This window comes from Rhizobium sp. WSM1274 (genome assembly GCF_025200775.1).
In the GTDB taxonomy this organism is placed as follows: domain Bacteria; phylum Pseudomonadota; class Alphaproteobacteria; order Rhizobiales; family Rhizobiaceae; genus Rhizobium; species Rhizobium leguminosarum_I.
The window spans coordinates 1,089,351-1,112,487 of record NZ_CP104139.1; the positions used below are offsets into that span (position 1 = coordinate 1,089,351).

Annotated in this window: 16 protein-coding genes and 3 pseudogenes; 11 read left to right on the forward strand and 8 right to left on the reverse strand. The window is 61.4% G+C overall.

All coding sequences use genetic code 11. The features are described from left to right. The first annotated feature begins 136 nt into the window (after positions 1 to 136). Genes N2600_RS29365 through glgB form a run of 3 tightly spaced genes read left to right on the forward strand, consistent with a single transcriptional unit; the run spans position 137 to position 8,856 of the window. Complete coding sequence (locus N2600_RS29365) at positions 137 to 3,367, forward strand: alpha-1,4-glucan--maltose-1-phosphate maltosyltransferase (protein ID WP_260299092.1); 3,231 nt, start codon at positions 137 to 139, stop codon at positions 3,365 to 3,367. Then, positions 3,368 to 6,649 (forward strand): maltose alpha-D-glucosyltransferase, encoded by a 3,282-nt coding sequence (treS, locus tag N2600_RS29370; protein ID WP_260299093.1) that lies wholly within the window; start codon positions 3,368 to 3,370, stop codon positions 6,647 to 6,649. After that, positions 6,646 to 8,856: a 1,4-alpha-glucan branching protein GlgB gene (gene glgB, locus N2600_RS29375; RefSeq protein ID WP_260299094.1), complete on the forward strand. Its 2,211-nt coding sequence runs from the start codon at positions 6,646 to 6,648 to the stop codon at positions 8,854 to 8,856. Before treS ends, glgB begins: the two co-directional genes overlap by 4 nt. Before the next feature lie 19 nt (positions 8,857 to 8,875). Here the strand turns inward: glgB and N2600_RS29380 are convergent, their stop codons facing one another. Next, a complete protein-coding gene (locus N2600_RS29380) occupies positions 8,876 to 10,504 on the reverse strand; it encodes a thiamine pyrophosphate-dependent enzyme (RefSeq protein WP_260299095.1) in 1,629 nt (542 codons plus the stop codon). A gap of 25 nt (positions 10,505 to 10,529) precedes the next feature. Continuing rightward, a complete protein-coding gene (locus N2600_RS29385) occupies positions 10,530 to 11,708 on the reverse strand; it encodes an amino acid aminotransferase (RefSeq protein WP_260299096.1) in 1,179 nt (392 codons plus the stop codon). A 155-nt stretch (positions 11,709 to 11,863) separates the two neighbouring features. On the opposite strand from N2600_RS29385, the gene N2600_RS29390 reads away from it, so the two are divergent. Further along, a complete protein-coding gene (locus tag N2600_RS29390; protein WP_017967443.1) occupies positions 11,864 to 12,331 on the forward strand; it encodes an Lrp/AsnC family transcriptional regulator in 468 nt (155 codons plus the stop codon). Positions 12,332 to 12,343: 12 nt separating this feature from the next. Here N2600_RS29390 and N2600_RS29395 read toward each other — a convergent pair whose 3' ends face one another. The 6 genes from N2600_RS29395 to N2600_RS29420 form a co-directional block, all read right to left on the reverse strand. Beyond that, complete coding sequence (locus tag N2600_RS29395) at positions 12,344 to 13,105, reverse strand: ABC transporter ATP-binding protein (protein ID WP_260299097.1); 762 nt, start codon at positions 13,103 to 13,105, stop codon at positions 12,344 to 12,346. Continuing rightward, complete coding sequence (locus N2600_RS29400; RefSeq protein WP_260299098.1) at positions 13,102 to 14,142, reverse strand: FecCD family ABC transporter permease; 1,041 nt, start codon at positions 14,140 to 14,142, stop codon at positions 13,102 to 13,104. The genes N2600_RS29395 and N2600_RS29400 overlap by 4 nt, the downstream gene beginning before the upstream one ends. Next, positions 14,139 to 15,164, reverse strand: coding sequence for an ABC transporter substrate-binding protein (locus tag N2600_RS29405; protein ID WP_260299099.1), 1,026 nt, complete (start codon positions 15,162 to 15,164; stop codon positions 14,139 to 14,141). Before N2600_RS29405 ends, N2600_RS29400 begins: the two co-directional genes overlap by 4 nt. A 155-nt stretch (positions 15,165 to 15,319) precedes the next feature. Continuing rightward, the gene (locus tag N2600_RS29410) at positions 15,320 to 16,183 is read right to left on the reverse strand and encodes an alpha/beta fold hydrolase (RefSeq protein WP_162116348.1); all 864 of its coding nucleotides are present in this window, start codon (positions 16,181 to 16,183) and stop codon (positions 15,320 to 15,322) included. 2 nt (positions 16,184 to 16,185) lie between these two features. Continuing rightward, entirely contained in the window at positions 16,186 to 16,467 is a 282-nt protein-coding gene (locus N2600_RS29415) for a hypothetical protein (protein WP_162116349.1), read from the reverse strand. Between the two features lie 25 nt (positions 16,468 to 16,492). Continuing rightward, positions 16,493 to 16,945 carry a hypothetical protein gene (locus tag N2600_RS29420; RefSeq protein ID WP_222385436.1) on the reverse strand — a complete coding sequence of 151 codons (453 nt, stop codon included), beginning with the start codon at positions 16,943 to 16,945 and terminating at the stop codon, positions 16,493 to 16,495. Positions 16,946 to 17,112: 167 nt separating this feature from the next. Here N2600_RS29420 and N2600_RS29425 point away from each other — a divergent pair. The 7 genes and pseudogenes from N2600_RS29425 to N2600_RS29455 form a co-directional block, all read left to right on the forward strand. After that, a pseudogene (locus tag N2600_RS29425) lies at positions 17,113 to 18,091 on the forward strand (HAMP domain-containing protein); the annotation flags it as partial. 1 nt (position 18,092) lies between these two features. Continuing rightward, positions 18,093 to 18,386: pseudogene (locus N2600_RS29430) on the forward strand (response regulator); the annotation flags it as partial. A gap of 112 nt (positions 18,387 to 18,498) precedes the next feature. Further along, a complete protein-coding gene (locus tag N2600_RS29435) occupies positions 18,499 to 18,756 on the forward strand; it encodes a type II toxin-antitoxin system ParD family antitoxin (RefSeq protein ID WP_020486220.1) in 258 nt (85 codons plus the stop codon). Beyond that, positions 18,749 to 19,040, forward strand: a pseudogene (locus N2600_RS29440) (type II toxin-antitoxin system RelE/ParE family toxin). Before N2600_RS29435 ends, N2600_RS29440 begins: the two are co-directional and overlap by 8 nt. 132 nt (positions 19,041 to 19,172) lie before the next feature. After that, positions 19,173 to 20,933, forward strand: coding sequence for a malto-oligosyltrehalose trehalohydrolase (gene treZ / locus N2600_RS29445; protein ID WP_260299471.1), 1,761 nt, complete (start codon positions 19,173 to 19,175; stop codon positions 20,931 to 20,933). A gap of 29 nt (positions 20,934 to 20,962) precedes the next feature. Further along, a complete protein-coding gene (gene malQ, locus N2600_RS29450; protein ID WP_260299100.1) occupies positions 20,963 to 22,870 on the forward strand; it encodes a 4-alpha-glucanotransferase in 1,908 nt (635 codons plus the stop codon). After that, positions 22,867 to 23,082, forward strand: coding sequence for a hypothetical protein (locus tag N2600_RS29455; RefSeq protein ID WP_260299101.1), 216 nt, complete (start codon positions 22,867 to 22,869; stop codon positions 23,080 to 23,082). Before malQ ends, N2600_RS29455 begins: the two co-directional genes overlap by 4 nt. Positions 23,083 to 23,137: the final 55 nt, after the last annotated feature.

Here is a 23,137-nt window from a genome sequence, read left to right on the forward strand (position 1 = left end):
GGTGCATGTCGAGCGCCTCCCATCGGTCCCGCGCCGGTGCGGCCGGCGATGCCTGGCGCCACCTGAATTGAAACTTTCGGTGGAACAACGTCCGGCAACAGAAGTTTGCCTTCAAACCAAACTCGAGCGGCGGCCGATGTCATTCTCTCCAAACCAGGGTGTGTTGAGCACCCCACCCCGGATCTATTATGTCAATCCACTCCTTCTTCAGGGTATCGATGCATGGCGCGAGGTTTTCGACCATGCTGCGGAAACCGGTTTCGACCGTGTGCTGACAGCACCGCTCTTTGATCGGGGCGGGGCGCGCAGCATTTTTTCCTTCCAGGATGTGAATCGACTCGATCCTCAACTGTCGCTCGGAAGTGCAGTCGAGGATGGGGTGGGTCGCATGGTGGAGGCCGCCCGCAGGAGCGGCGTCACCCTGATGATGGACCTGATGCTCGACGGCAAAGCCCTGGATACCAAGGCAGGCTTTCGCCCTGTCGACCCAAGACGCTCACCACTGGATCCAGCAGGGCCGATGACTGAGATGGACGCGGAGTCTCAATCCCGGCTGTTGGAAGAATGGGCCGAACGGCTGCGGGGGCTGGCCGGTCTCGGCCTCTGCGGCTACCGCGCGCTCGGGATTGATCGCATTGCGCCGGCGGCGTTCAAATCGCTGATTTCCGCCGTGCGCGAGAAGGCGGACGCGCAATTCCTCGCCTGGACGCCGGGCACTGATTTTGGGGCGAGGAGCGCGGTCCAGAATACAGGCTTCGATGGATGTTTTTCATCTATGGCTTGGTGGGATTTCGACGAGAGATGGTTCATCGAAGAACACCGGGTTCAGAAGCCGCTTGGCTGGCAGATCGCTTTTCCGGAGCCGCCATTCGGCAGGCGGATCGCGCACGGAACCCAGAGCCGCGAAATCCTCGAACGACGGGCTATCAGGGCGCTGCGCCTTGCCGCCTCGCTCGGTGGCGGCCTGATGGTTCCGATGGGTTTCGAATATGGGGCCGCCACGCCGCTCGATCCGACCCATGGGAACGGGACGGGCTTGCGGGCTCTGCGCCATGATCTCGCTTTCGATATTTCTTCCGAAATTCGCCTTGCGAACAGCGAAATCGGCAAAGTCAGTTATGCGCCAGGCTCATCACTGCGGCTCATCCGCAACGCCAACGGACCGGTCTCGGCGCTGCTGCAATCGGCGGCGGAAGACTTGCGCAGCGCCGAGAATGTGCGCTTCATCCTGCTCAACAGGGACCTGCGGAAAAGTGCGCCAGCTCCGCTAACGGCACTGCGCGAAGCGGCTTCCGGTTTTCTTCCGGTTGCAGCCGACGGCACCCCTCTGCGGCTGCGGCTGCGGGCAGGGGAAACCCTGGTGATCGAAGGCAGGGCGCCGGCGCCGATCACGTCCCGGCCTATGCTGGACATCGCGCAGGCGACGGCGTCGCCGCGGCTCGCCATTGAAAACATCATGCCGCGAGTCGATGACGGGCGTTTTCCCATCAAGCGAGTGGTCGGCGATGTCGTCAGTGTCGAGGCGGATATATTCGCGGACGGGCACGACCCGATCGCCGCGGTCCTGCTGTGGCGGCCGCTCGATGCGGCGGATTGGACCGAGACGGAGATGCAACTGGTCGAAAACGATCGCTGGCGCGCCGAATTCCTGCTGGAGCGCATCGGACGCTATGAGTTCGCCGTCGAGGCATGGAAGAACCCGTTTGCGATCTTTCGCTACGAACTGACGAAGAAGAGCGATGCGAGACTGGACCTGAAGCTTGAACTCCAGGAGGGGTTGAACCTGGTTCGTTCGGCTGCGACGCCTGCCGATGCAGCGCTCGGCGCCGACTTGAAGGTTCTCGTCAGCAGTCTCGAAAGCGCCTCGGATGCCGAGCGCACGGCGATCCTGCTCGATGCCCGAACATCGGAATTGATGAACAAGGCGGACAAGCGGCCGTTTCGGCTTCGCTCGACGGCAAGCGCCGTCGATGCCGAACGCAAGGCGGCTGCCTTTGCCAGCTGGTACCAGATCTTCCCGCGCTCGCAGAGCGGCGATCCGAACCGACATGGCACCTTCGACGACGTCATCCCGAGGTTGCACTCCATCCGTGACATGGGATTCGACGTGCTCTATTTCCCGCCGATTCATCCGATCGGTTCGACCAACCGGAAAGGCCGCAACAACAGCCTGAAAGCCGGGCCAGATGACCCCGGAAGCCCCTATGCCATCGGCTCCGAGGACGGCGGCCACGATGCCATCCATCCCGAGCTCGGCGATTTCGAGGACTTCCGCCAGCTGGTGGAGGAGGCAGGCCGGCACGGCCTGGAGATCGCTCTCGACCTCGCGATCCAGGCGTCGCCGGATCATCCATGGCTGAAGGAGCATCCCGGCTGGTTCGACTGGCGTCCCGACGGAACGATCAAATATGCCGAGAACCCGCCGAAGAAATACGAGGACATCGTCAACGTCGATTTTTATACAAAAGATGCGTTGCCCTCCCTGTGGGTGGAGCTCAGGGATATCGTCCAGCTTTGGGTGGACCAGGGCGTCAAGCTGTTTCGCGTCGACAATCCGCACACCAAGCCCTTTCCGTTCTGGGAGTGGCTGATCGGCGATATCAGGGCGCGTCACCCCGATGTGATCTTCCTGTCGGAAGCTTTCACCAAGCCGAAAGTCATGTACCGGCTGGCAAAGATCGGCTTCTCACAGTCCTATACCTACTTCACCTGGCGCAATGCCAAGTGGGAGCTCGAGCAATATATGGGGGAACTCACGGAGACAGCGCCGAAGGAATTCTTCCGCCCGCATTTCTTCGTCAACACCCATGATATCAATCCGGATTTCCTGCAGAACGCGCCACGTTCCGCCTTCCTGATACGGGCGGCGTTGGCCGCCACGCTGTCTGGGCTTTGGGGCGTCTATAACGGTTTCGAACTTTGCGAGGGGCGTCCCGATGCCAAGCGCAAGGAATATGCCGACAGCGAGAAGTATGAGATCCGCGCCTGGGACTACGACCGCCCGGGCAATATCATCGCCGAGATCAGGATGCTCAACCGCATCCGGAACGAAAATCTTGCCCTGCATTCCCATCTCGGGCTGACACTGCTGAACGCCTGGAACGACAACATCTTGTTCTTCGAAAAGGCGAGCCGCGCCCGCGACAATGTCTTGTTGATCGCCATCAGTCTCGATCCGCACAACTTCCAGGAAAGCGACGTCGAGCTGCCGCTCTGGAAGTGGTCGCTCGGAGACGGTGGAGCGCTCGACGCCGAGGATCTGGTCGCTGGGCATCGGTTCAGATGGAATGGCAAATGGCAGAGAGTGAGCTTCAACCCTCAGATCCTGCCCTTTGCGATCTGGCGCGTTCGCGCAGCGGAGGCATGAATGGACACGTTGAATCCCGACGGTATGAACCAGCCGCTCTGGTACAAAGACGCGATCATCTATCAGCTGCACATCAAGTCGTTCTACGACGCCAATGGTGACGGGGTAGGCGATTTCGCCGGCTTGCACCAGAAGCTCGATCACATCGCAGCCCTTGGCGTCAACGCCATTTGGCTGCTGCCGTTCTTTCCCTCGCCGCGCCGAGACGACGGTTACGACATCGCCGACTACGGCAATGTCAGCCCCGACTACGGGACAAAGGAGGATTTCCGGGCGTTCGTCGACGCCGCCCATCTGCGCAATATTCGCGTCATCATCGAGCTCGTCATCAATCACACGTCCGACCAGCATCCCTGGTTCCAGCGCGCTCGCCACGCCCCGGTGAGGTCGCCGGAGCGCGAATTCTATGTCTGGTCGGACAGCGACCAAAAATTTCCTGAAACCCGCATCATCTTCCTCGACACCGAAAAATCCAACTGGACGTGGGATGCGGTTGCCGGCGCTTACTATTGGCACCGCTTCTATTCCCACCAGCCCGATCTCAATTTCGACAGCCCACTCGTTATGGAGGAACTGCTGAAGGTGATGCGCTTGTGGCTGGAAACCGGTATCGACGGGTTCCGTCTCGACGCGATTCCCTACCTTGTCGAACGCGAGGGAACGATCAACGAAAATCTTCCCGAGACCCACGCGATCCTCAAACGGATCCGCGCCGCTCTCGACGCCACTCATCCCGGCGTCATGCTGCTTGCAGAGGCCAATCAATGGCCGGAGGACACGCGCGAATATTTCGGTGAGGGCGACGAATGCCACATGGCCTTCCACTTCCCGCTAATGCCGCGCATGTATATGGCGATCGCCAAGGAAGACCGGTTCCCGATTACCGACATCCTGCGCCAGACGCCCGAAATCCCCGAGAATTGCCAATGGGCGATCTTCCTGCGCAATCACGACGAGCTGACCCTCGAAATGGTGACCGACGCCGAGCGGGACTATCTCTGGGAGACCTATGCATCCGACAAACGCGCCCGCATTAACCTCGGCATCAGGCGGCGTCTGGCGCCGCTGATGGAACGCGACCGCCGGCGCATCGAACTGATGAACGCACTTCTGCTCTCGATGCCCGGAACGCCTGTCATCTATTACGGCGACGAGATCGGCATGGGCGACAACATCTATCTCGGCGACCGGGACGGGGTGCGGACGCCGATGCAATGGTCGCCGGACCGCAATGGCGGCTTCTCCCGCACGGACCCGGCTCGTCTCGTCCTCCCGTTGATTGCCGATCCGCTCTATGGTTACGAGGCAGTCAACGTCGAGGCCCAGAGCACCGATGCCCATTCGCTGCTCAATTGGACGCGAAAGATGCTGGCGCTGCGCGGCAGGCATCCGGCCTTCGGGCGCGGCTCGTTGCGGTTCCTCTCGCCTGAGAACCGAAAGATTCTCGCTTATCTCAGGGAATATGACGGCGAGACGCTGATGTGCGTCGCAAACCTTTCCCGGCTGCCTCAGGCGGTCGAGCTCGACCTCTCGGCTTTCGAGGGCCGTGTGCCGATCGAGCTGACCGGCATGTCGCCCTTTCCGCCGATCGGTCAGCTGACCTATCTCCTGACATTGCCGCCCTACGGCTTCTTCTGGTTCCAGCTGGAGGCCGATGCCGATCCGCCGGCATGGCGCACCGCGCCGCCCGAGCAATTGCCCGACCTCACGACGATGGTCATTCGCCGCGGCCTGCTCGATCTCGTCGATGAGCCGCGGCTGGGACGCGTCCTCAGCAACGAAATCCTGCCTGCTTACCTCGCCAGGCGCCGCTGGTTCGGGGCGAAGGACCAGCCGCTCCAGGCGGCGCGGCTGATCTCGGCAACGCCGATCCCCTTTGCTGATGGTGTCGTTCTCGGCGAATTGGAAGCGGTGCTGCCGGATCACACCGAATCCTATCAGCTGCCGCTCGCGATCGCCTGGGACGACGCGCAACCCTCTGCTTTGACGCAGCAGCTTGCTCTGGGGCGGGTTCGCCAGGGCAGGCGGGTCGGCTTCCTGACGGACGGGTTTGCCGTAGAGCCGATGGCGCGCGGGGTCCTGCGCGGGCTTGCCGACCGCTCCATCATCACCGGGCGTACCGGCACGCTGGAATTCCTTGGCACCGAGCGGCTCGACCGGCTTGATGTTACCGACGATATGCCGATCCATTGGCTTTCCGCCGAACAATCCAACAGTTCGATGATCGTCGGTGACGTCGCGATGATCAAGCTGATCAGGCATATTTTCCCCGGCGTCCATCCGGAGGTCGAGATGACGCGGTTTCTCACCCGCGCCGGCTACGACCACACCGCGCCGCTGCTTGGCGAGGTCGCGCACACTGATTCCAGCGGGCGTCGCTCGACTTTGATCATCGTTCAGGGAGCGATCCGCAACCAGGGCGACGCCTGGAACTGGATGTTGAGCAATTTGCGCCGCGCGGCAGACGAGCTCGTGCTGAATGACCCGGCGCTGGAACCAGGCGATGATGTCTTCCAGTCACTGATCAGCTTCGTTGCAATGGTGGGCCTGAGGCTCGGCGAATTGCATGTCGTCCTCTCGGGGGAGAACGCGGACGAGGCGTTCAGCCCTCTGATCGCCGGTGGCGGTGAGGTTGAGGCGATCAAGAAGGCGGTGGCGGGCGAAATCGCTTATGCGATGTCGAAGCTTGCCGAACGCGAGGAAAGTGCCGATCCCGCGGTCGATCTGCTCGCTCGCCCGCTTCTGGAGCGCCGCGCCGATCTCGTCGAGCTTGGCGCAAACCTGGCGGAGAGCACTCGCGGCATGTTGATGACGCGTACGCATGGCGATTTCCATCTAGGCCAGATTCTGGTCAGCGAAGGCGATGCCGTCATCATCGACTTCGAAGGCGAGCCCGCGAAAAATCTCGCCGAGCGCCGCGCCAAGACCGTTCCGCTCCGCGACGTCGCCGGGCTTTTAAGATCGTTGAACTATCTCGTCGCCACCGCGCAGCTCGACAATGATGCGGTTACCGAACACGAGAACGAGGTGCGACGGGACGCCATCGCCCGCTTCGGGCGCAGTGCCGAGGAGGCCTTTCTCGATGCCTATTGGCAGGCGGTCTCCGCATCGAAGACGCTCGCTATGCCGCCCGAGCAACGACGGAGGGTCCTCGATGCCTTTCTTCTCGAAAAGGCCGCCTATGAAATCGCCTATGAAGCGCGTAACCGGCCGAAGTGGCTGCCGATCCCGCTCGCCGGCCTTACCGAAATCGCATCGCGCTTAGCGGGGGTAACGGCATGAATGTTGAACGAATGGAACTTCTCGCAGGCATCGGACAGGATGCGCTTTGGGCTCTGATAGAGGGCCGCCACGGCGATCCCTTTTCGATCCTCGGTCCCCACGAAAGCGGCGGCATGACGATCGTGCGGGTGTACTTGCCCGGCGCGGAAGCGGTCGATCTGATCGACGCGACGAGCGGTCGTGAGGTGACGCCGTTCAGCATCGTCCACCCGTCCGGCCTGTTTGCGGCGGCCGCCGCTTCGAGGACGGGATACCGGCTGCGGATCACTTGGCCGGATGCAGTCCAACTGACCGAGGACCCCTACAGCTTCGGTCTGCTGCTCGGGGAACTCGACCTCCATCTGATATCGGAGGGCACTCACTATAGTCTCAGCCGGACGCTCGGCGCGGTTGAGATGTCGATCGACGGTATATCAGGCGTTCGTTTCGCCGTGTGGGCTCCGAATGCGCGCCGCGTCTCGGTCGTCGGGGACTTCAACGCCTGGGATGGACGGCGAAACCCAATGCGGCTGAGACAGTCGGCAGGCGTCTGGGAGCTGTTTATCCCCCGGCTGGCTCCGGGTGAAAGATACAAGTTCGAGATCATCGATGCGCAGGGGACCTGCCTGCCGCAGAAAGCCGATCCGGTGGCGAGGGCGAGCGAGGCCGCCCCATCCACCGCCTCCATCGTCGCATCGTCGACGCCGTTTCGATGGAGGGATGAGGGCTGGATGAAGAGCCGGTCCCGGCAAGACAGGCTGGAGGGCGCGCTCTCCGTCTATGAAGTGCATGCCGGCTCCTGGCTTCGCGACCAAAAGGACGGCAGCAGATCGCTCGACTGGGCCGAGCTCAGCCAGCGGCTCGTTCCCTATGCCAGCGATATGGGATTTACGCATATCGAGCTGCTGCCGATTATGGAGCATCCGTTCGGCGGGTCCTGGGGGTATCAGCCGCTTGGCCTCTTCGCTCCAACTGGCCGATATGGGACGCCTGAAGATCTCGCTTATTTCGTCGACCGCTGCCATGGCGCCGGGCTCGGCGTCATCCTCGACTGGGTGCCAGCCCATTTTCCGACAGACGTTTGGGGGCTTGCCCGCTTCGACGGCAGCGCGCTCTACGAGCACGAAGATCCGCGCGAGGGCTTTCACCGCGACTGGAACACGCTGATCTACAATCTCGGCCGCAAAGAGGTGAAAGGGTTCCTGATCGCCAGCGCGCTGGAATGGCTGGAGCGCTACCACATAGACGGTTTGCGGGTCGACGCCGTGGCATCGATGCTCTACCGCGACTACAGCCGCAACGAGGGCGAATGGATTCCCAACCAATATGGCGGTCGCGAGAATCTGGAAGCGGTCGAATTCTTCAAGCACCTGAACAGCATCATTCACGAGCGCTGCCCGCACGCGATGACGATCGCCGAGGAATCGACGGCCTGGCCCGGCGTGACGAAGCCACCGGAGCAGGGGGGGCTGGGGTTCGACATCAAATGGAACATGGGCTGGATGCATGACAGCCTGAGCTACATCGAGAAGGATCCGGTATACCGGAGCTATCACCACGGCACGATGACCTTCGGCATGCTCTATGCCTATTCCGAGCGCTTCATTCTGCCGATTTCACATGACGAGGTCGTCTACGGAAAGGGTTCGCTGCTGACGAAGATGCCGGGCGACGAATGGCAGAAATTCGCCAATCTGCGCAGCTATCTCGCCTTCATGTGGGGCCATCCCGGCAAGAAGCTCCTGTTCATGGGCAGCGAAGTCGCCCAGCCGGACGAGTGGAATCATGACGGCTCGGTGAGCTGGGATGTGCTTGACCGGCCTCAGCATGTGGGGATTCAGCGGCTGGTGAAGGATCTGAACGGCCTTTACGGGGACGAGCCGGCATTGCAGTTCGGTGACTTTCATCCCGAGGGTTTCGAATGGGCGGCAGCCGACGACGCCGTCAATTCCGTCCTCGGCATGCTCCGTTATGCGCCCGATCACGCTTCGACGGTCCTGGTCATGTCGAACTTCACGCCGGTGCCGCGTTACGGCTACAGGATCGGTGTGCCGAGAGACGGCGTGTGGGTCGAGCGGATGACCACGGATGCGCGGGAATATGGCGGCTCCGGCCTTGTCAATGGCGCGGTGTCGACTGAACCCGTGCCCGCCCACGGCAGGTCCGTCTCCCTGTCGCTGACGCTCCCGCCGCTGTCGACGATCTTTCTGCAAGGGCCGTCACCATAAGATTTTAGCCCTTGCATATTCATTCGGTGTGCGGAGCCGGATGAATGAAAGGCCAAGGGCTCGCCTCGGATCCCTTCTCGATGGGAACCTCGATGAGAACAGGTTCGTCGAGAGAGAGGGCTTTCTCGATCGCGTGTTTCAATTCTCCAGGGCTCGTCACCTTGAATGCTCGAATGCCGAAGCTCTCGCCAAGCGCGACAAAGTCGGGATTGGTGAGCTCCGAGCCAAGATAACGGCCTTTATACGCCTGCTTCTGGTCACGCAGTACGTTGCCATAAGCCGAATTGTTGAAGACGATGGCGATGACATTGATCTTATGCTGGACGGCGGTAGCAAGTTCCTGAACCCCGAACATGAAGCCGCCATCGCCGGAAACAGAAATAACGGCTTTGTCGGGATTGGCGACTTTCACGCCCAAGGCCGTGTTGAAGCCGAAACCCAGATTGTCCTGATAACCGCATGTCACGTACTGACGAGGGGCATAGACCGGGAATGCAAATCGGGCGGTAAAGCCCATCTGGCAGATTTCCTCGACGAAGAAGCCGTCCCTTGGCAGGGCTTGGCGAATGGCATCGAGATAGGCGAGCTGCGGCTGCACTGCCGAGAAGCGAGACCTTGCCTCTTCATTGCGTTCGGCAAATTCGCGCGTGCGATCCGTGCGGCTCGAACCTGCCAGGGCATCGAGAAGAGCCTGCGTTCCAGCTTTGGCATCGGCGACCACCGCAACGTTCGGCTTGAGACGTACCATCTCGGTCGGATCGATATCGATGCGGATCACCTTGAGATCCTTGGGAAGCCACTTCCATCGCATGAACTGCAATTCCAGCCGGCTGCCGATCCCGATCAGGAGGTCCGTCTTCCGCCAGTATTCATAGGCCGAGACGAAATTCAGGTAGTTGGGGTGGTCGTCGGCGACGATGCCCTTGCCGGAGCGATGGGACGTGACGGGCGACTGCAGCAATTCCGCAAGAGCAGCGACTTCCGCTCCGGCATCCACCGCGCCGCCACCAACCATGATCATCGGGTTGCTCGCACCTGAGATCAGTGCCGCCGCGGCAGCGACCTGATCAGGGTCGACGGCCGGATGAGGTGCTCTCGCGCCGACCGGCAGATCGGTTTCTGGGCCGAATTGCCCGAACACGTCCCATGGCGCTTCGACTGCTCCTGGACCCTGGCGGCCGGAGAGCATTTTAGCGACGACCCCGGCCGTGACAGGACCGGTTTCGGACTGGTGATTGATCCGCTCCGCCGTTTTCGTAATTCCGCGCATCGTCGCGAGCTGATCCGGCAGTTCGTGCAACTGTCCTCTGCCTTGACCGATCAGGTGGGACATGATGTTGCCGGTGATGCACAGGACCGGGGTATTGGCGCCGTAAGCGGTGCAGAGAGCCGCGCCGGAATTGAGGACGCCTGGGCCTGGAACGACAGTATAGGCGCCGATCTGGCCGGTGGACTTGGCATAGCCATAGGCCATGTAACCGGCGCCCTGCTCGTGCCGGGTGTGAATGAACCGGATTTTATCGCCGGCATCATAAAGGGCGTCGTTGAAATCATACATATGGGCGCCCGGGATGCCGAAGACCGTGTCGATCCCATGGGCGACAAGCGAACGGGTGATCGCCTGGCCGGTCGTTTCTTTCCTGCTCATTCGGAGCCTCCAATGCTGCGTTCGGTTACGATCTCAGGCAGCCTTCGGCCCGGAGCGCCGCGACGATGGCGCCGGCATCGGCCGGCTGCATGCCGGCAAGGTTCATGCGCCCGGAATCTGCCATGTAGATGCCGTGGTTTGCCCTGAGCGCGACCGCCGTTTCCTTGCGCATGGAGAGATTGGAAAACAGCCCGCGTTGCCGGCTGATGAAGGCCAGCTCGGGAGAGGCAGCGGCCAGCGCCGCGCGATTGCCGTTGACGCGCTCGCACATTTCTCCGAGTTCGGTGCGCCACATTGCCGTCATTTCGGGGCTTTCGAGAATGGTCTTGACGACGACCGCTCCATGATCCGGCGGCATGGACCAGTTGACACGGGCGAGGGCCGCCATATTGCTTTCGGCCTTTGCAACGTCGTCGGCATTGCGGGCCACGACATAGAGCGCGCCGACGCGCTCGCGATAGAGGCCGAAGTTCTTGTCGCAGGAATAGGCGATCAGCGCTTCCTCGACCGCATCGAGGATCATGCGGGTGGGCGCGGCATCCTGTTCGAGACCGTCGCCCAGGCCCTGATAGGCAAGATCGATGAACGGCACCAGCCTGTGCGCAACGAGGAGATCGGTAATCTCTCGCCACTGCTCCATGGTGAAATCGATACCCGTGGGATTATGGCAGCAACCATGAAGCAGCACGACGTCGCCCGCGTTGGCAGAAGACAAGGTGTCCACCACGCTTTCGAATTTCACATGCTGTGAAGTCAGGTTGACGAAGGCATATTCCTTCACGGTCAGCCGCGCCGAAGAGAAGATCGGCGCATGATTGGGCCAGCTCGGCGTCCCCAAGAGAACCTTCGCCGATGGATTTGCCGTTTGGATGAGTTCTGCGCCGAGTCGGAGCGCGCCGCTTCCACCCGGCGTCTGAATGCCGGTGAGGCGGTCGGCGATTTTCGGGGAGTTTCCGAAGATGATGGGCTCAAGCAGGCGCACGAATTGCAGGTCGCCTTCGGGGCCTAGATATTTCTTGCTGTCCTGAGTCTCAAGAAGAAGCCGCTCCGCCGCCTTGACGGCACGCATGACGGGCGTGCGTCCCATGGCGTCGCGATAAACACCGACGCCGAGGTCTATCTTTCCGGAGCGCTCGTCCGCCTGAAAAGCCTTGATGAGTGCAAGCAGGCTGTCGGCCGGCCGGTTCTTCAGTTCCTCAAACACAGGTCCACCTCTTTTTTGATGTCATTGGCCGGAGATTAGCGGAACTTTCGCGACGAATTTCTGCGATTATCTCCTTTTATAGTCGCGTCAATGCAGACAATCGGCGAATTGCGGGTATATTACGCAGAAATTCCCCTTATATGAGAGGGCAGGCCATGCTCGACCAGTTCGATATCAAATTGCTTGCCGCCCTCCAGCAAAACAGCGAGGTGACGCAGGGCGAGCTGTCCCAGAAGGTCAACCTGTCCGCCACTCAATGCGCACGTCGTTTGGAAAGACTGCGCAAGGAGCAATATATTCAGAGCGTTGTCGCCATCCTCAATCCGGTGAGGCTGGGTTTCACCGTCGTTGCGCATACGCTTGTCAGCCTGCGCGCGCATACGGAAGGCGGAAACGAGCGGCTCCATCGTTTCATCGAGACCGCGCCGGAGATCCTGGAATGCTACTCGCAGACGGGCGACGCCGACTTTCTGATGAAGGTCATGACGCGCGACCTCGACCATCTCAGTCAGTTTCTCGAAAGAATGATCCGGGTCACCGATAATCTGGCATCGGTCAAATCGAGCATTGTCCTCAAGACACTGAAAAAGACGACCGCTTTGCCGCTGCAGATCGTGACGTGAGAGCGGCCGCTGTCACCTGAGATAGTGGATGTGCGGGCGCGAATGATGGGGCGAGGCTTCGATGCGGGCCTCGACGGAAAAGACCTCGCGCAGAAGGTCTTCGCTCAACACCTCCTGCGGTGCGCCGGAGGCGACAATCCTGCCCTGCTGCATGATAACAAGCTCGTCGCAGAACATGGCTGCATGGTTGAGATCGTGCAGGGCGACGATGCTGGTGATCGGCAGGCCGGAGACGAGCCGCATCAGGCCGATCTGGTGCTGGATGTCGAGATGGTTCGTCGGCTCGTCGAGGATCAGCTCCTGGGGCGACTGGGCGAGCGCCCTGGCGATATGGGTGCGCTGCTTTTCGCCGCCCGACAGGCTCTGCCAGCGATCGTCGCGCTTCTCCGCCATGCCGGCGCGCGCCAGCGCCTCTTCGACCGCCTCTTCGTCCGCCTTCGTCCAGCCTGAAAACATCGACCGGTGCGGAAACCGGCCGAGCTTGACGACGTCGACGACCCTGAGATTGGCATTTGTCGTGGCGTGCTGCTCGACGAAGGCAATCCTTCGGGCGATCGAGCGGCGGCTGATCGTGCCGATGTCGCTCCGGTCGAGCGTGACGCGGCCGGAATGCGGCCGCTTCAGGCCGGCCAGAAGCCGCAGCAGCGAGGTCTTGCCCGAGCCGTTCGGCCCGAGCAGGCCGAGCATCCGGCCGGGCTGCGCCTCCATGGAAACGCCGTCGAGAATGGTTTTCCTGCCAATTTTCCAGGTGAGGTTGTCGGCCTTGATACTCATGATGCGCGCTGGAATCGGTAAAGGATGATCGAGAAGAAGGGGACGCCCACCAGGGCCGTGACGACACCGATCGGCAGGATCTGGTTCGGAATGAGGGCGCGTGCGGCGATGTCGGCGAGCACCATGAAGATCGCCCCTGTCATGGCACAGGCCGGCAGCAGACGGACATGCAGCGGCCCGACGACAAAGCGGGCGACATGCGGCACGACGAGGCCGACGAAGCCGATCGACCCCACCATGCTGACGATCGTCGCCGTCATCATGGCCGTCAGCGCGAAGAGCACCATCCGAGCGCGGCCGACATTGACGCCGAGCGAGGATGCCGCCTCGTCGCCGAAGGCGAAGGCGTCGAGCACGCGGGCGTAAAACAGGCAGCCGACCAGGCCGATGCCGACGACGATCGAGACCAGCGCGAATTCCGGCCAGCGCACGCCGCCGAAGCTGCCGAGCAGCCAGAACATGACGTCGCGGGCCTGCTGCGCATTGGCCGAGGTGGTGACGATATAGGAGGTCGTGGCGTTGAAAAGCTGTGACGCGGCGACACCGGCAAGGATGGTGCGATCCGCTCCGCCGCGCGTGCCGTTCGACAGCAGGGCGACGAAGAAGAAGGCTGCGAAGGCACCAGCAAAGGCGCCGGCGGAAAGCGAGACCGCGCCGGAGCCGACGCCCAGGATGACGATCGCGACGGCGCCGGTGGAGGCGCCGGCGGAGATGCCGAGAACATAGGGTTCGGCGAGCGGATTGCGCAGCAGCGACTGCATGATCGCGCCCGACAGCGCAAGGCCCGCGCCGCAGAAGGCGGCGACGAGCGCCCGGCTGAGACGATAATCCCAGATCACCGTCTCATGGATGCGGTTCAGTTCGACCGCGGTCCATCCCAGCCGGTTGGTGACGGCCGAAAACGTGGTTGCAAGCGGGATCGGCAGGTCGCCGATCCCGACGCTGACGCCAATGGCGATAGCGATGAGGCAGAAAGAGGCGACGAGCAGTGCGAGGACGGCTCCCAGCTGCCGGAAGATGCGGCCCGCTTCCGTCACTTCAACAGACCGAGAGCCTTCAGCTGGCCGGCCACCTGCTCGGCGCCGTAGACCGTGCGGACGGTCGGGTTCATGGCCTGGCCGTCCATGATCACCATCGCCTTGTTCTTCACGGCAGGGATCTGGCTGACGGCCGGATCGGTGTTCAGGAAATTGATCTTGGCCTCCGGCTTGTCGAGCTCCCAGCGGTTGCGGTCGAGACTGGCGACGACAATGACGTCGGGATTGGAGGCGATGATGCCTTCCCAGCCGAGCGTCGGCCATTCCGCTTCCGCTGATATCGCATTGTGTCCGCCGAGCAGGTCGGCGATGAAGCCGGACGCGCTGTTCTTGCCGCCGAGATAGGCGTCGGCCGACGGGCTGGGGCTGGAGAACCAGAAGACGTAGGAAAGGTTCTTGCCGTCCTTCGAAACGCTCCCGCGAAGCGTGGCTTCGCGCGCCTTGAAATCGGCGATCAGCGCCTGACCGCGATCGGCGACGTCGAAAATCTCAGAGAGTTCGTCGATCTCCTTGTAGAGAAGATCCATGTTCCACAGCTCGGGGCGGCTGCCATACTGGCCCTTGACGTCCTTGGTGCTGAGGCAGGTGCTGGGCGAGAGATAGGTGGCGACGCCGACCTTGTCGAAATCTTCGCGCTTGGCAATCTTGCTGTTCGGCCCGACCAGGCTCGGCAGGGCCACTGCGACGAAATCAGGATTTTCGGCGAGCATCGATTCGAAGGTCGGCATCTCTACGGTCAGAAGCTTGACCTTGGCATTGGCTTCCGCGAGCTGCGGCAGAACCTTGCTTGGCCAGAAGGCCGTGCCGGCCATCTTGTCCTGAAGGCCGAGCAGCAGCAGGATTTCAGCGCTGTTCTGGCCGAGGCCGATCGCCCGTTCGGGCGCCTTCTCGAACGTCACCTGCGCGCCGCAGTTTTCCAGGGTCAGCGGGTAGGTCGTCGAACCGGCCAAAGACGGATTTGCGGTAAGGCCGATCATGGTTGAGAGGCCGCAGGCGGCCAGAAGTGGTTTGAGGTTAGTCACGAAAGAAATCCCGGTGCGTGTACATATGCGGCCGGGGTATAGCCACAGGAGTGGGACTAAAACAAGAGAGGAAAGATCAACTTATAGCGAAAACTGACAACGCTGCGCACGTAGCGGGATGGCGACACTACCGGAGTGCGTCTTGAGCTCAGGTGCTATCCGTGCTCGAGAAACTCCTGGATCGCCTGGGAGAGCGCTCCAGGATTCTCCTCGGCCACGTGATGGCCGCTGTCTATGCCGAAGCCGCGCACGTCATCCGCCCAGTTCCGCCAGACGGCGACCGGATCGCCGTAGATCTGTTCCATGTCGTCGCGCAGCGACCAGAGACAGAGCATGGGGCAGGTCACTCTTCGGCCGGCGTCGCGGTCCTCGCGGTCGTGGAGATGGTCGATGCGGATGCCGGCGCGGTAGTCCTCGATCATCCCATGGATCGCTGCTGGATCGTGGATGATGTCGACGAGGTCGTCATAGGCCTGCTTTCCCATGAGTGCCGGCGAGAGTTTGTCGTACCATGCCAGGGGAGCGGCCAAGATTGCCCGTTCCGGCTTTTCCGGCTGAGCGAAGAAGAACCAGTGGTACCAGTCTCTGGCAAATTTCCAGTCGGCGCGTTCCAGATGCTCTATGACGGGGATGCCGTCGGCGATGATGAGTTTCTGCACGCGTTCGGGATAATCCATCGCCATGCGGAAGGCAGCCAAGCTTCCGCGGTCGTGGCCGGCCACCGCGAAGTTCTCGTGTCCCAGCCTCAGCATCAGTTCAACCAGGGCTCCCGCCTTTGCGCGCTTCGAAGAGTTGCGGCTGTCGGGAGTATCGAGCGGCAGGTAGGAGCGGCCGAAACCAGGCAGGTCGGGGCAGACGATCGTGAGGTAGGGCGACAGCAGATCGGCCACCTTGCCCCAAGTCATATGTGTCCTAGGATGGCCGTGGAGAAGCAGAACGGCCGGTCCCGTTCCGCCGTGACGGACGCGAAACGCCCCCGGCCCAACGTCGACGGTCTCGAGAGAAAAGTCTTCGAACATGCTCAGCTGAGCTTCCCGACGCGCTTGGCGTATTCAGAAAACGTGGCCCCTTCGCCCTTGCGACCGGCTTCGCCGGCAAGCCGCAGCACGCGGATCGGAAACAGGATCGCTGCCAGATTGGCGCCGGACAGCTCGTGGTCGTCATCCTCCTCGATCGCTTTTTGAGCCTTTGAAAGCGCGGCGTCAACTTCCCCGCGCGTGAGCAGTTCCTTCTCGACGATTGCGTCACATAGCGAGGCCATCGCCATGATCAGGCCCTTGAGCTGCAGATTGGCGGTATTCATGAGAACTCCCAGGTGAAGAAGGATTTTAGTCTGTCTCGACCGGCCGGATCGTGTCGACAGAGACCGTGCCATTGAGGATACCTCGCTTTATATCACTTCTGTCCCGACCGATCTCGATCACTGTGTAGAGCTTGTCGTCGCGAAAGGCGCTGGCATTCGCCGTGGTGACGTCCTCGGCGGGCGCAGCATCGACTTCCATGAAATCGAGTTCACGCGCCGCGGCGACGATCCTGGCGTCGCCGGGCGTCCTCGCGGCAACGACGATGACGCCGTGGTTGGGAGCATTGTCCCACCGGGGATCGTCAGGTTTGGCGATGGGTTCCAGCCGATAGATATTGAGGACCTCGCCGCCGGTTTCGGGCGATGCCTCCGCAGCGGCATCCTGCATCTGCGCCTGACTCTCGACCGACCTTCCGAAGGTCGTCGAGCTCGTTGCATTGTTGATCTCTTCTTTGCCTGTCCTTGAGACGTTCGACATGTCACTCTCCTTGTCTTGCCGGAAACGACGGTCGAGCGGAAACTGTTCCCGCGCGGGCAAAGTTTGGCCGTTGATCTTGGGTTTGGCTTCTCTCTGCAACCCTATGGACGCCCATCGCCTTTTTCCGGCGGAGCACTAAATTAGGTTTGTTCGAACAGGGGGATTCCGTGAGCACACAAACGAGTGGATTTTCGCGCGAAGAGGCTGCGGATGAGGGCTTCAACGGGCAGGACCATAAAACTATGGCATTTGACGATGCCAGCGCCCTTTTTAGAGGTGCTGGTTGCGGTCAGGCGAGGCGACTTTTCGGTACGGATGCGTTCCGACCTGACCGGCATTGCCGGCAAGGTTGCCGACGCTCTAAATGACATCATCGCCGCCAATCAACGCATGGCCCAGCAGCTCGAGCATGTCGGGCAGGTGGTCGGCCGGGACGGGCGAACGAGCACGCGCGTACGCTTCGGCCTGTCGGACGGCTCCTGGTCCGAAATGGAAGGATCGATCAACGGTTTGATCGACGATCTTCTATGGCCGACGACCGCCGTCACGCGCACAATCACCGCGGTCGCCAAGGGAGATCTGCTGCAGACCGTGCCGCTCGATGTCGACGGGCGGGCGCTCAAAGGTGAGTTCCTGCGCTCCGCCGATATCGTCAATACGATGATCAAGCAGCTGAGTGTCTTCACGTCGGAAGTGACGCGCGTCGCGCGCGAGGTCGGCACGGACGGAAAACTCGGCGGTCAATCGCAGGTGCCGGAAGTAACCGGCGTCTGGAAGGACCTCACCGAAAGCGTGAACTCGATGGCCTCGAACCTGACGGCGCAGGTGCGCAATATCGCCGACGTCACGATCGCTGTTGCGAATGGCGATCTTTCCAAGAAGATCACCGTCGACGTGCGCGGCGAAATCCTGCAGCTCAAGGGAGCGATCAACACCACGGTCGACCAGCTCAGGTCCTTCGCCTCGGAAGTGACGCGAGTCGCCAGCGAGGTCGGCACCGAAGGCAAGCTCGGCGGGCAGGCTCTGGTGCCTGGGGTGGCAGGCACCTGGAAGGACCTGACCGATTCCGTCAACGCCATGTGCGGCAACCTCACGGCCCAGGTCCGTAATATCGCCCAGGTGACCACGGCCGTGGCACGCGGCAATGCACCTACCGCAAGAGGCATCTTCCGCTTCCCAGGCTTTGGAATTCTTTGCCGACGGACAGGGTTGCGATCTCGTCATCACCGATCATGCCATGCCGGGCATGACGGGCGCTGAGCTTGCGCGCCACCTTCGCTCCTCCTTTCCAGGCCTGCCCATCATCCTTGCCTCGGGCTATGCCGAGTTTTCCGAAGACCATGGCCTCGGCCGGATGCTGCGGATGAAGAAACCATTCACGCAGGAACAGCTTCAGGCGGCGATGGATCAGGCTCTCTCGGGCAAAGTCGCGGCGGCCTGACAGTCGAAGTGCCGGCGCCGCAATTTCGGGTCGCAGTCAAGGCGGTTGACGGGAGTTTTATTTGTCCGGGTTATCAAAAACTGATAACATGGCTTCGATGAAAGGTATTGCCATGCCCTCCAGCTATAATATCGGGCCTCGCTATGAAGGCTTTGTCCGTGAGCTTGTTGAAAGTGGACGCTATGCCAGCGCCAGCGAAGTCATGCGTGATAGCCTCCGCTTGCTGGAACAGCGGGAGGAAATTCGCGCGCTTGAACTGGAAAAACTCAAGCGGGAATATGCCGAAGGTAAAGCCAGCGGCGAACCCGAAGAGATTGACCCTGCGGCCTTCCTGCAAGAACTGAAAGCAGAACGCGCAGTTCGTGGCTAAATATAAGTTGTCTCCGCGTGCCCAGACGCCAGATGCGCGATATCTGGCGCAATATCGCCGTTCACAATGAACTGGCTGCCGACAGGCTCCTGCAAAAACTTTTTGAAAAGTTCGAACTGGTCGCCGCTCATCCCGAAATGGGACCTGCGCGCCCGGAAATCAGCCCCGCGGCCCGCTTACTTGTCGAGGGGCGCTACATCGCCGTCTATGAGCCGACCAGTTACGGCGCCGAAATTGTCGTGGTCGTACATGGAATGCGCGAGCCAGCGACCTGGCTCGACTGACCCAGACTTCTATGTTTCGGTGAATGGTGACAGCGGCCGCCTTCGCGCGTCCGCTTGCTGACGAAACTTTTTGCTCCCGCAAAAGTTACCCAAATCCAATCTCACTTCATCGAAGGCTTTCCCTTGACCAAAATGAAGTTCGGCCCCGCATTCACCGAAGAGGGCATTTTGTTTCGCCTCTGGGCTCCCTTGCATGAAAGCGTGTCGCTGAAACTCGAAGGCGCTGATCCGCGGCCGATGCAGGCGGTCGGAAACGGCTGGCACCACTATACGGTCGCGGATGCCAGTGTCGGTACCCGCTATCGCTTCGTCCTGCCGGACGGTCTCGAAATTCCCGATCCCGCCTCGCGGTTTCAGCCGCAGGATGTGCACGGGCCGAGCGAAGTGGTCGACCTTTCCTTCTATCGCTGGAAGACGATCGACTGGGCGGGTCGGCCTTGGGAAGAGATGGTCATCTACGAGATGCATATCGGCTGCTTCACGCCGGAGGGTACTTTCAAGGCGGCAATCGAGCATCTCGACTATCTGCAGCAGCTGGGCGTCACGGCACTGCAGATCATGCCGCTTAGTGAATTCCCCGGACGTTACAGCTGGGGTTATGATGGCGTGCTTCCCTATGCTCCGGACCGCAGCTACGGCCGGCCGGAAGATTTCATGGCGCTGGTGGATGCAGCACATCAGCGCGGCATCTCGGTTTTTCTGGACGTGGTCTACAATCACTTCGGGCCGGCCGGCAATTATATCCCGGCCTATGCGCCACTCTTTACCGATCATCACAAGACGCCCTGGGGCAACGGCATCAACTACGACGGCGACGGATCCGAGATGATCCGCGAGTTCATCATCGAGAACGCCATTTATTGGATCACCGAGTTCAGGCTCGACGGTTTCCGCTTCGATGCTGTCCACGCCATCAAGGACGACAGCGCCGAGCATCTGCTTCACGCGCTTGCCCGGCGTGTCAGGGCGGCGGCGTGCAGCCGGCATGTGCACCTGATCGTCGAAAACGAGGAAAACGACAGCGACCTGTTGCAGCGTGACGAAAACGGGGAAGTGAGGCTGTTCACCGCCCAGTGGAACGACGATGTCCACCATGTGCTGCATATCACCGCCACGGGCGAAACCTTCGGCTATTATGCCGATTACGCCGGTGACGCCGGCAAGCTCGGCCGGGCGCTGGCGGAAGGCTTCGTGTTTCAGGGGGAACACATGCCCTACCGCGGTGGAAGCCGCGGCAGGCCGAGCGGCCACCTCCCGCCCACCGCTTTCATCTCCTTCATCCAGAACCATGACCAGATCGGCAACAGGGCGCTGGGGGACCGGATACTTGCTTCGAGCCCTGCCGATGTCGTCAAGGCCGTCGTCGCCATCTACCTGCTGGCGCCGGAGATCCCGATGCTGTTCATGGGCGAGGAATGGGGCGCCAAAGAGCCTTTCCCTTTCTTCTGCGATTTCGACCAGGACTTGAACGAGAAGGTCAGGAAGGGCCGTCGCGAGGAGCTCTCCCGTTTGCCGGGATTCGACGCCAACGATCTTCTCGACCCGACGGCGCCATCGACCTTCGCCACCGCCAAGCTGGACTGGTCGAAACTCACCTCTTCCGAGATCCTTGATTTTTACAGGACGCTTCTCGACCTCCGGCACCGCAGGATCGTGCCTTTGCTCAAAGGCGCCGGCGCCGGAAACGCGGTCTATCGCTCGGCGGGAAGCGCGCTCGCGGTGGATTGGAGCCTGGCGCAAAACCGACGTCTTCATCTGCACGCCAACCTCGGCGCCGAGGCGGCGCCGCTCGTCTCGGAGCGAGACGACGGCGAGACGATCTTCCGTCTCGGCGGCAGCGATGGTGGCAATCTCGCGCCCTGGACGGTGATCTGGAGCATCAGCGAGGCTTGATGGCGCGCTGACAGGAAGGCGATCGAACGATGAAATCTGCTGACCTCGACAAGCTCGCCCGCCGGCACGGCATCGGCCTGACCAGGCCCAGTCCCGACAATCAGGAGGTGGCGATATCAGGCGAGACCAAACGCAAGATCCTTCAGGCACTGAAGGTCGACTTGGCGGGAGCGGCTGATCACGAGATCGGTGCGCCGCGGCGGCAGCCTGCGGCCAAGAAGATCGCCAGGTCATTTCTGCCGGATTTCCTTTCCAAAACGCCGGTCTGGGGCATAAGCCTGGAGCTTTACGAACTCCGTTCGGCACGTAACTGGGGCATAGGAGACTTCGAGGATCTCTCGGATATGGCGGATCTCGCGGGATCGCTGGGCGCCGATTTCATCGGCCTCACCCCGCTTCACGCGCCGTTTCTCGCCGATCCCGAGCGTTGCAGTCCCTACGAGCCCTCGAGCCGCCAGCATCTCAACCCACTCTATGTCGCGGTCGACCGGTTGCCGGGTTTTGCCTGTGACCCGGAACTCGAACGGAAATTGGCAAGCCTTCGCCAAACCGATCTCGTCGACTACGTCGGCGTCGCAGAGATCAAGCTGAAGGCTCTTCGCGATCTCTGGCCGGTCTGGCGAAGGCGCAGCGTGATCGACGAGGCTTATGATCCGGCTGATTTCGATGCCTTCGTCGCGCAAGGAGGAAACAGCTTGCGTCTGCACGCGCTTTTCGAATGCCTGTCGTTTTCCATGGTCGAGCGGGGGGCGGGCGCTGGCTGGCAACGGTGGCCGGCCGATTTCCAGCGCTTTGACAGCGCAGCCGTCGCCGAATTCGAGCGTGGACACGCGGACGATGTGCGCTTCCACATGTGGTTGCAATGGCTCGCCCATCGGCAGCTGATGCAGGCAGCGGACCGGGCGCGGAAGACCGGCCTGCGGATCGGACTCTATCTCGATCTTGCCGTCGGGGAGGCGGTCGACGGCTCGGCGACATGGAGCGAGCCGTATATCTATCTCTCGAAGGCCACGATCGGCAGCCCACCCGATCCCTTCGCCATAGATGGACAGGACTGGCACCTCGCTGGGTACCTGCCTTCCGCGATCGCGGCAGGAGAAATGTCGCCTTTCCGGCGCATGGTGGGCGCTGCCATGCGCTATGCGGGCGCCATTCGTATCGACCACGCCGCAGCGCTTCGCCGCCTCTTCCTGGTGCCATTGGGCAGCAAACCAGACGACGGCGCTTATGTCCGCTATCCCCAGGATCGGCTCCTGCAGATCCTCGCAGAAGTGTCCGCCGAGCATCGGTGCCTCGTCATCGGAGAAGACCTTGGACTGATCCCCAAGGGATTGCAGGACGATCTGGCGGCAGCCCACATTCTCTCCTACCGCATCCTTTCCTATGAACAGGACGAGAAGGGCTTCAAGCCGGCGGACACCTATCCCGTGCTCGCTTTGGCCTGCATTTCGACGCACGACCACCGGACCCTTGCCGGTTGGTGGCGCGGCGCCGACATTCAGGACCGGTGCGATCACGGCATCGTGCCGCCGGATCTTACCGAAAGACATCTCGAACACCGTAAGCGCGAGCGGAGAAGCCTGAAGGCGGCGCTCAAGGCGGCCGGCCTCGACCTGCCCGCCGGGCTTACCGCGCGGGCAAGTCGGGAGGCGCTGCGGGAACTGACCGTCAGCGCCTATCGCTTCATTGCCAGGACTCCATCGCTTCTCGTCGCAGTGCGTCTTGCAGATCTCACCGAGGAGAAAAAGCCGACCAATATTCCAGGCACGAGCGACAGCTATCCGAACTGGAGGCCGAAGCTATCGGTGTTGCTCGAGGATATGACGTCGAGCCCGCTACTCAAGCGCGTAACGGCGGCGACGGGAGAAGAAAGGCCGCAAAATCGAGGGGCGAGGGAACGAATAGCAGATGGGCCGATTCTGAATAGGCAAGGATGAGGATCCTCGAGATGATTTCTAAGAAACAGCTGGTCGAAGTCGCCGTAGATACCGAAGAAGGGCGAATTGCGCTGGGCATCATGAACGACAAACAGGCGCTCGCGCTTCCTGATGAACTCGATGTGGAGGTTTCACATCCCGATCATGAGCCGGGCAAAACCGATCACTTCATCCATAAGGACGAACTGCGCCGGCATCTGGACAAATCGTAGGAACACCCGCCCTTGCTGTCGCGATTTGTTTTTCAGGCGGAACCTCCGCGGGTTT

Coding starts and splice junctions, on each gene's coding strand:
- N2600_RS29420 (WP_222385436.1), bottom strand. CDS start 16,945: ATGTCGAACGTCTCAAGGACAGGCAAAGAAGAGATCAACAATGCAACG.
- N2600_RS29410 (WP_162116348.1), bottom strand. CDS start 16,183: ATGTTCGAAGACTTTTCTCTCGAGACCGTCGACGTTGGGCCGGGGGCG.
- malQ (WP_260299100.1), top strand. CDS start 20,963: ATGAAATCTGCTGACCTCGACAAGCTCGCCCGCCGGCACGGCATCGGC.
- N2600_RS29380 (WP_260299095.1), bottom strand. CDS start 10,504: ATGAGCAGGAAAGAAACGACCGGCCAGGCGATCACCCGTTCGCTTGTC.
- N2600_RS29365 (WP_260299092.1), top strand. CDS start 137: ATGTCATTCTCTCCAAACCAGGGTGTGTTGAGCACCCCACCCCGGATC.
- N2600_RS29415 (WP_162116349.1), bottom strand. CDS start 16,467: ATGAATACCGCCAATCTGCAGCTCAAGGGCCTGATCATGGCGATGGCC.
- N2600_RS29455 (WP_260299101.1), top strand. CDS start 22,867: ATGAGGATCCTCGAGATGATTTCTAAGAAACAGCTGGTCGAAGTCGCC.
- N2600_RS29435 (WP_020486220.1), top strand. CDS start 18,499: ATGCCCTCCAGCTATAATATCGGGCCTCGCTATGAAGGCTTTGTCCGT.
- N2600_RS29395 (WP_260299097.1), bottom strand. CDS start 13,105: ATGAGTATCAAGGCCGACAACCTCACCTGGAAAATTGGCAGGAAAACC.
- treS (WP_260299093.1), top strand. CDS start 3,368: ATGGACACGTTGAATCCCGACGGTATGAACCAGCCGCTCTGGTACAAA.
- N2600_RS29390 (WP_017967443.1), top strand. CDS start 11,864: ATGCTCGACCAGTTCGATATCAAATTGCTTGCCGCCCTCCAGCAAAAC.
- treZ (WP_260299471.1), top strand. CDS start 19,173: ATGAAGTTCGGCCCCGCATTCACCGAAGAGGGCATTTTGTTTCGCCTC.
- glgB (WP_260299094.1), top strand. CDS start 6,646: ATGAATGTTGAACGAATGGAACTTCTCGCAGGCATCGGACAGGATGCG.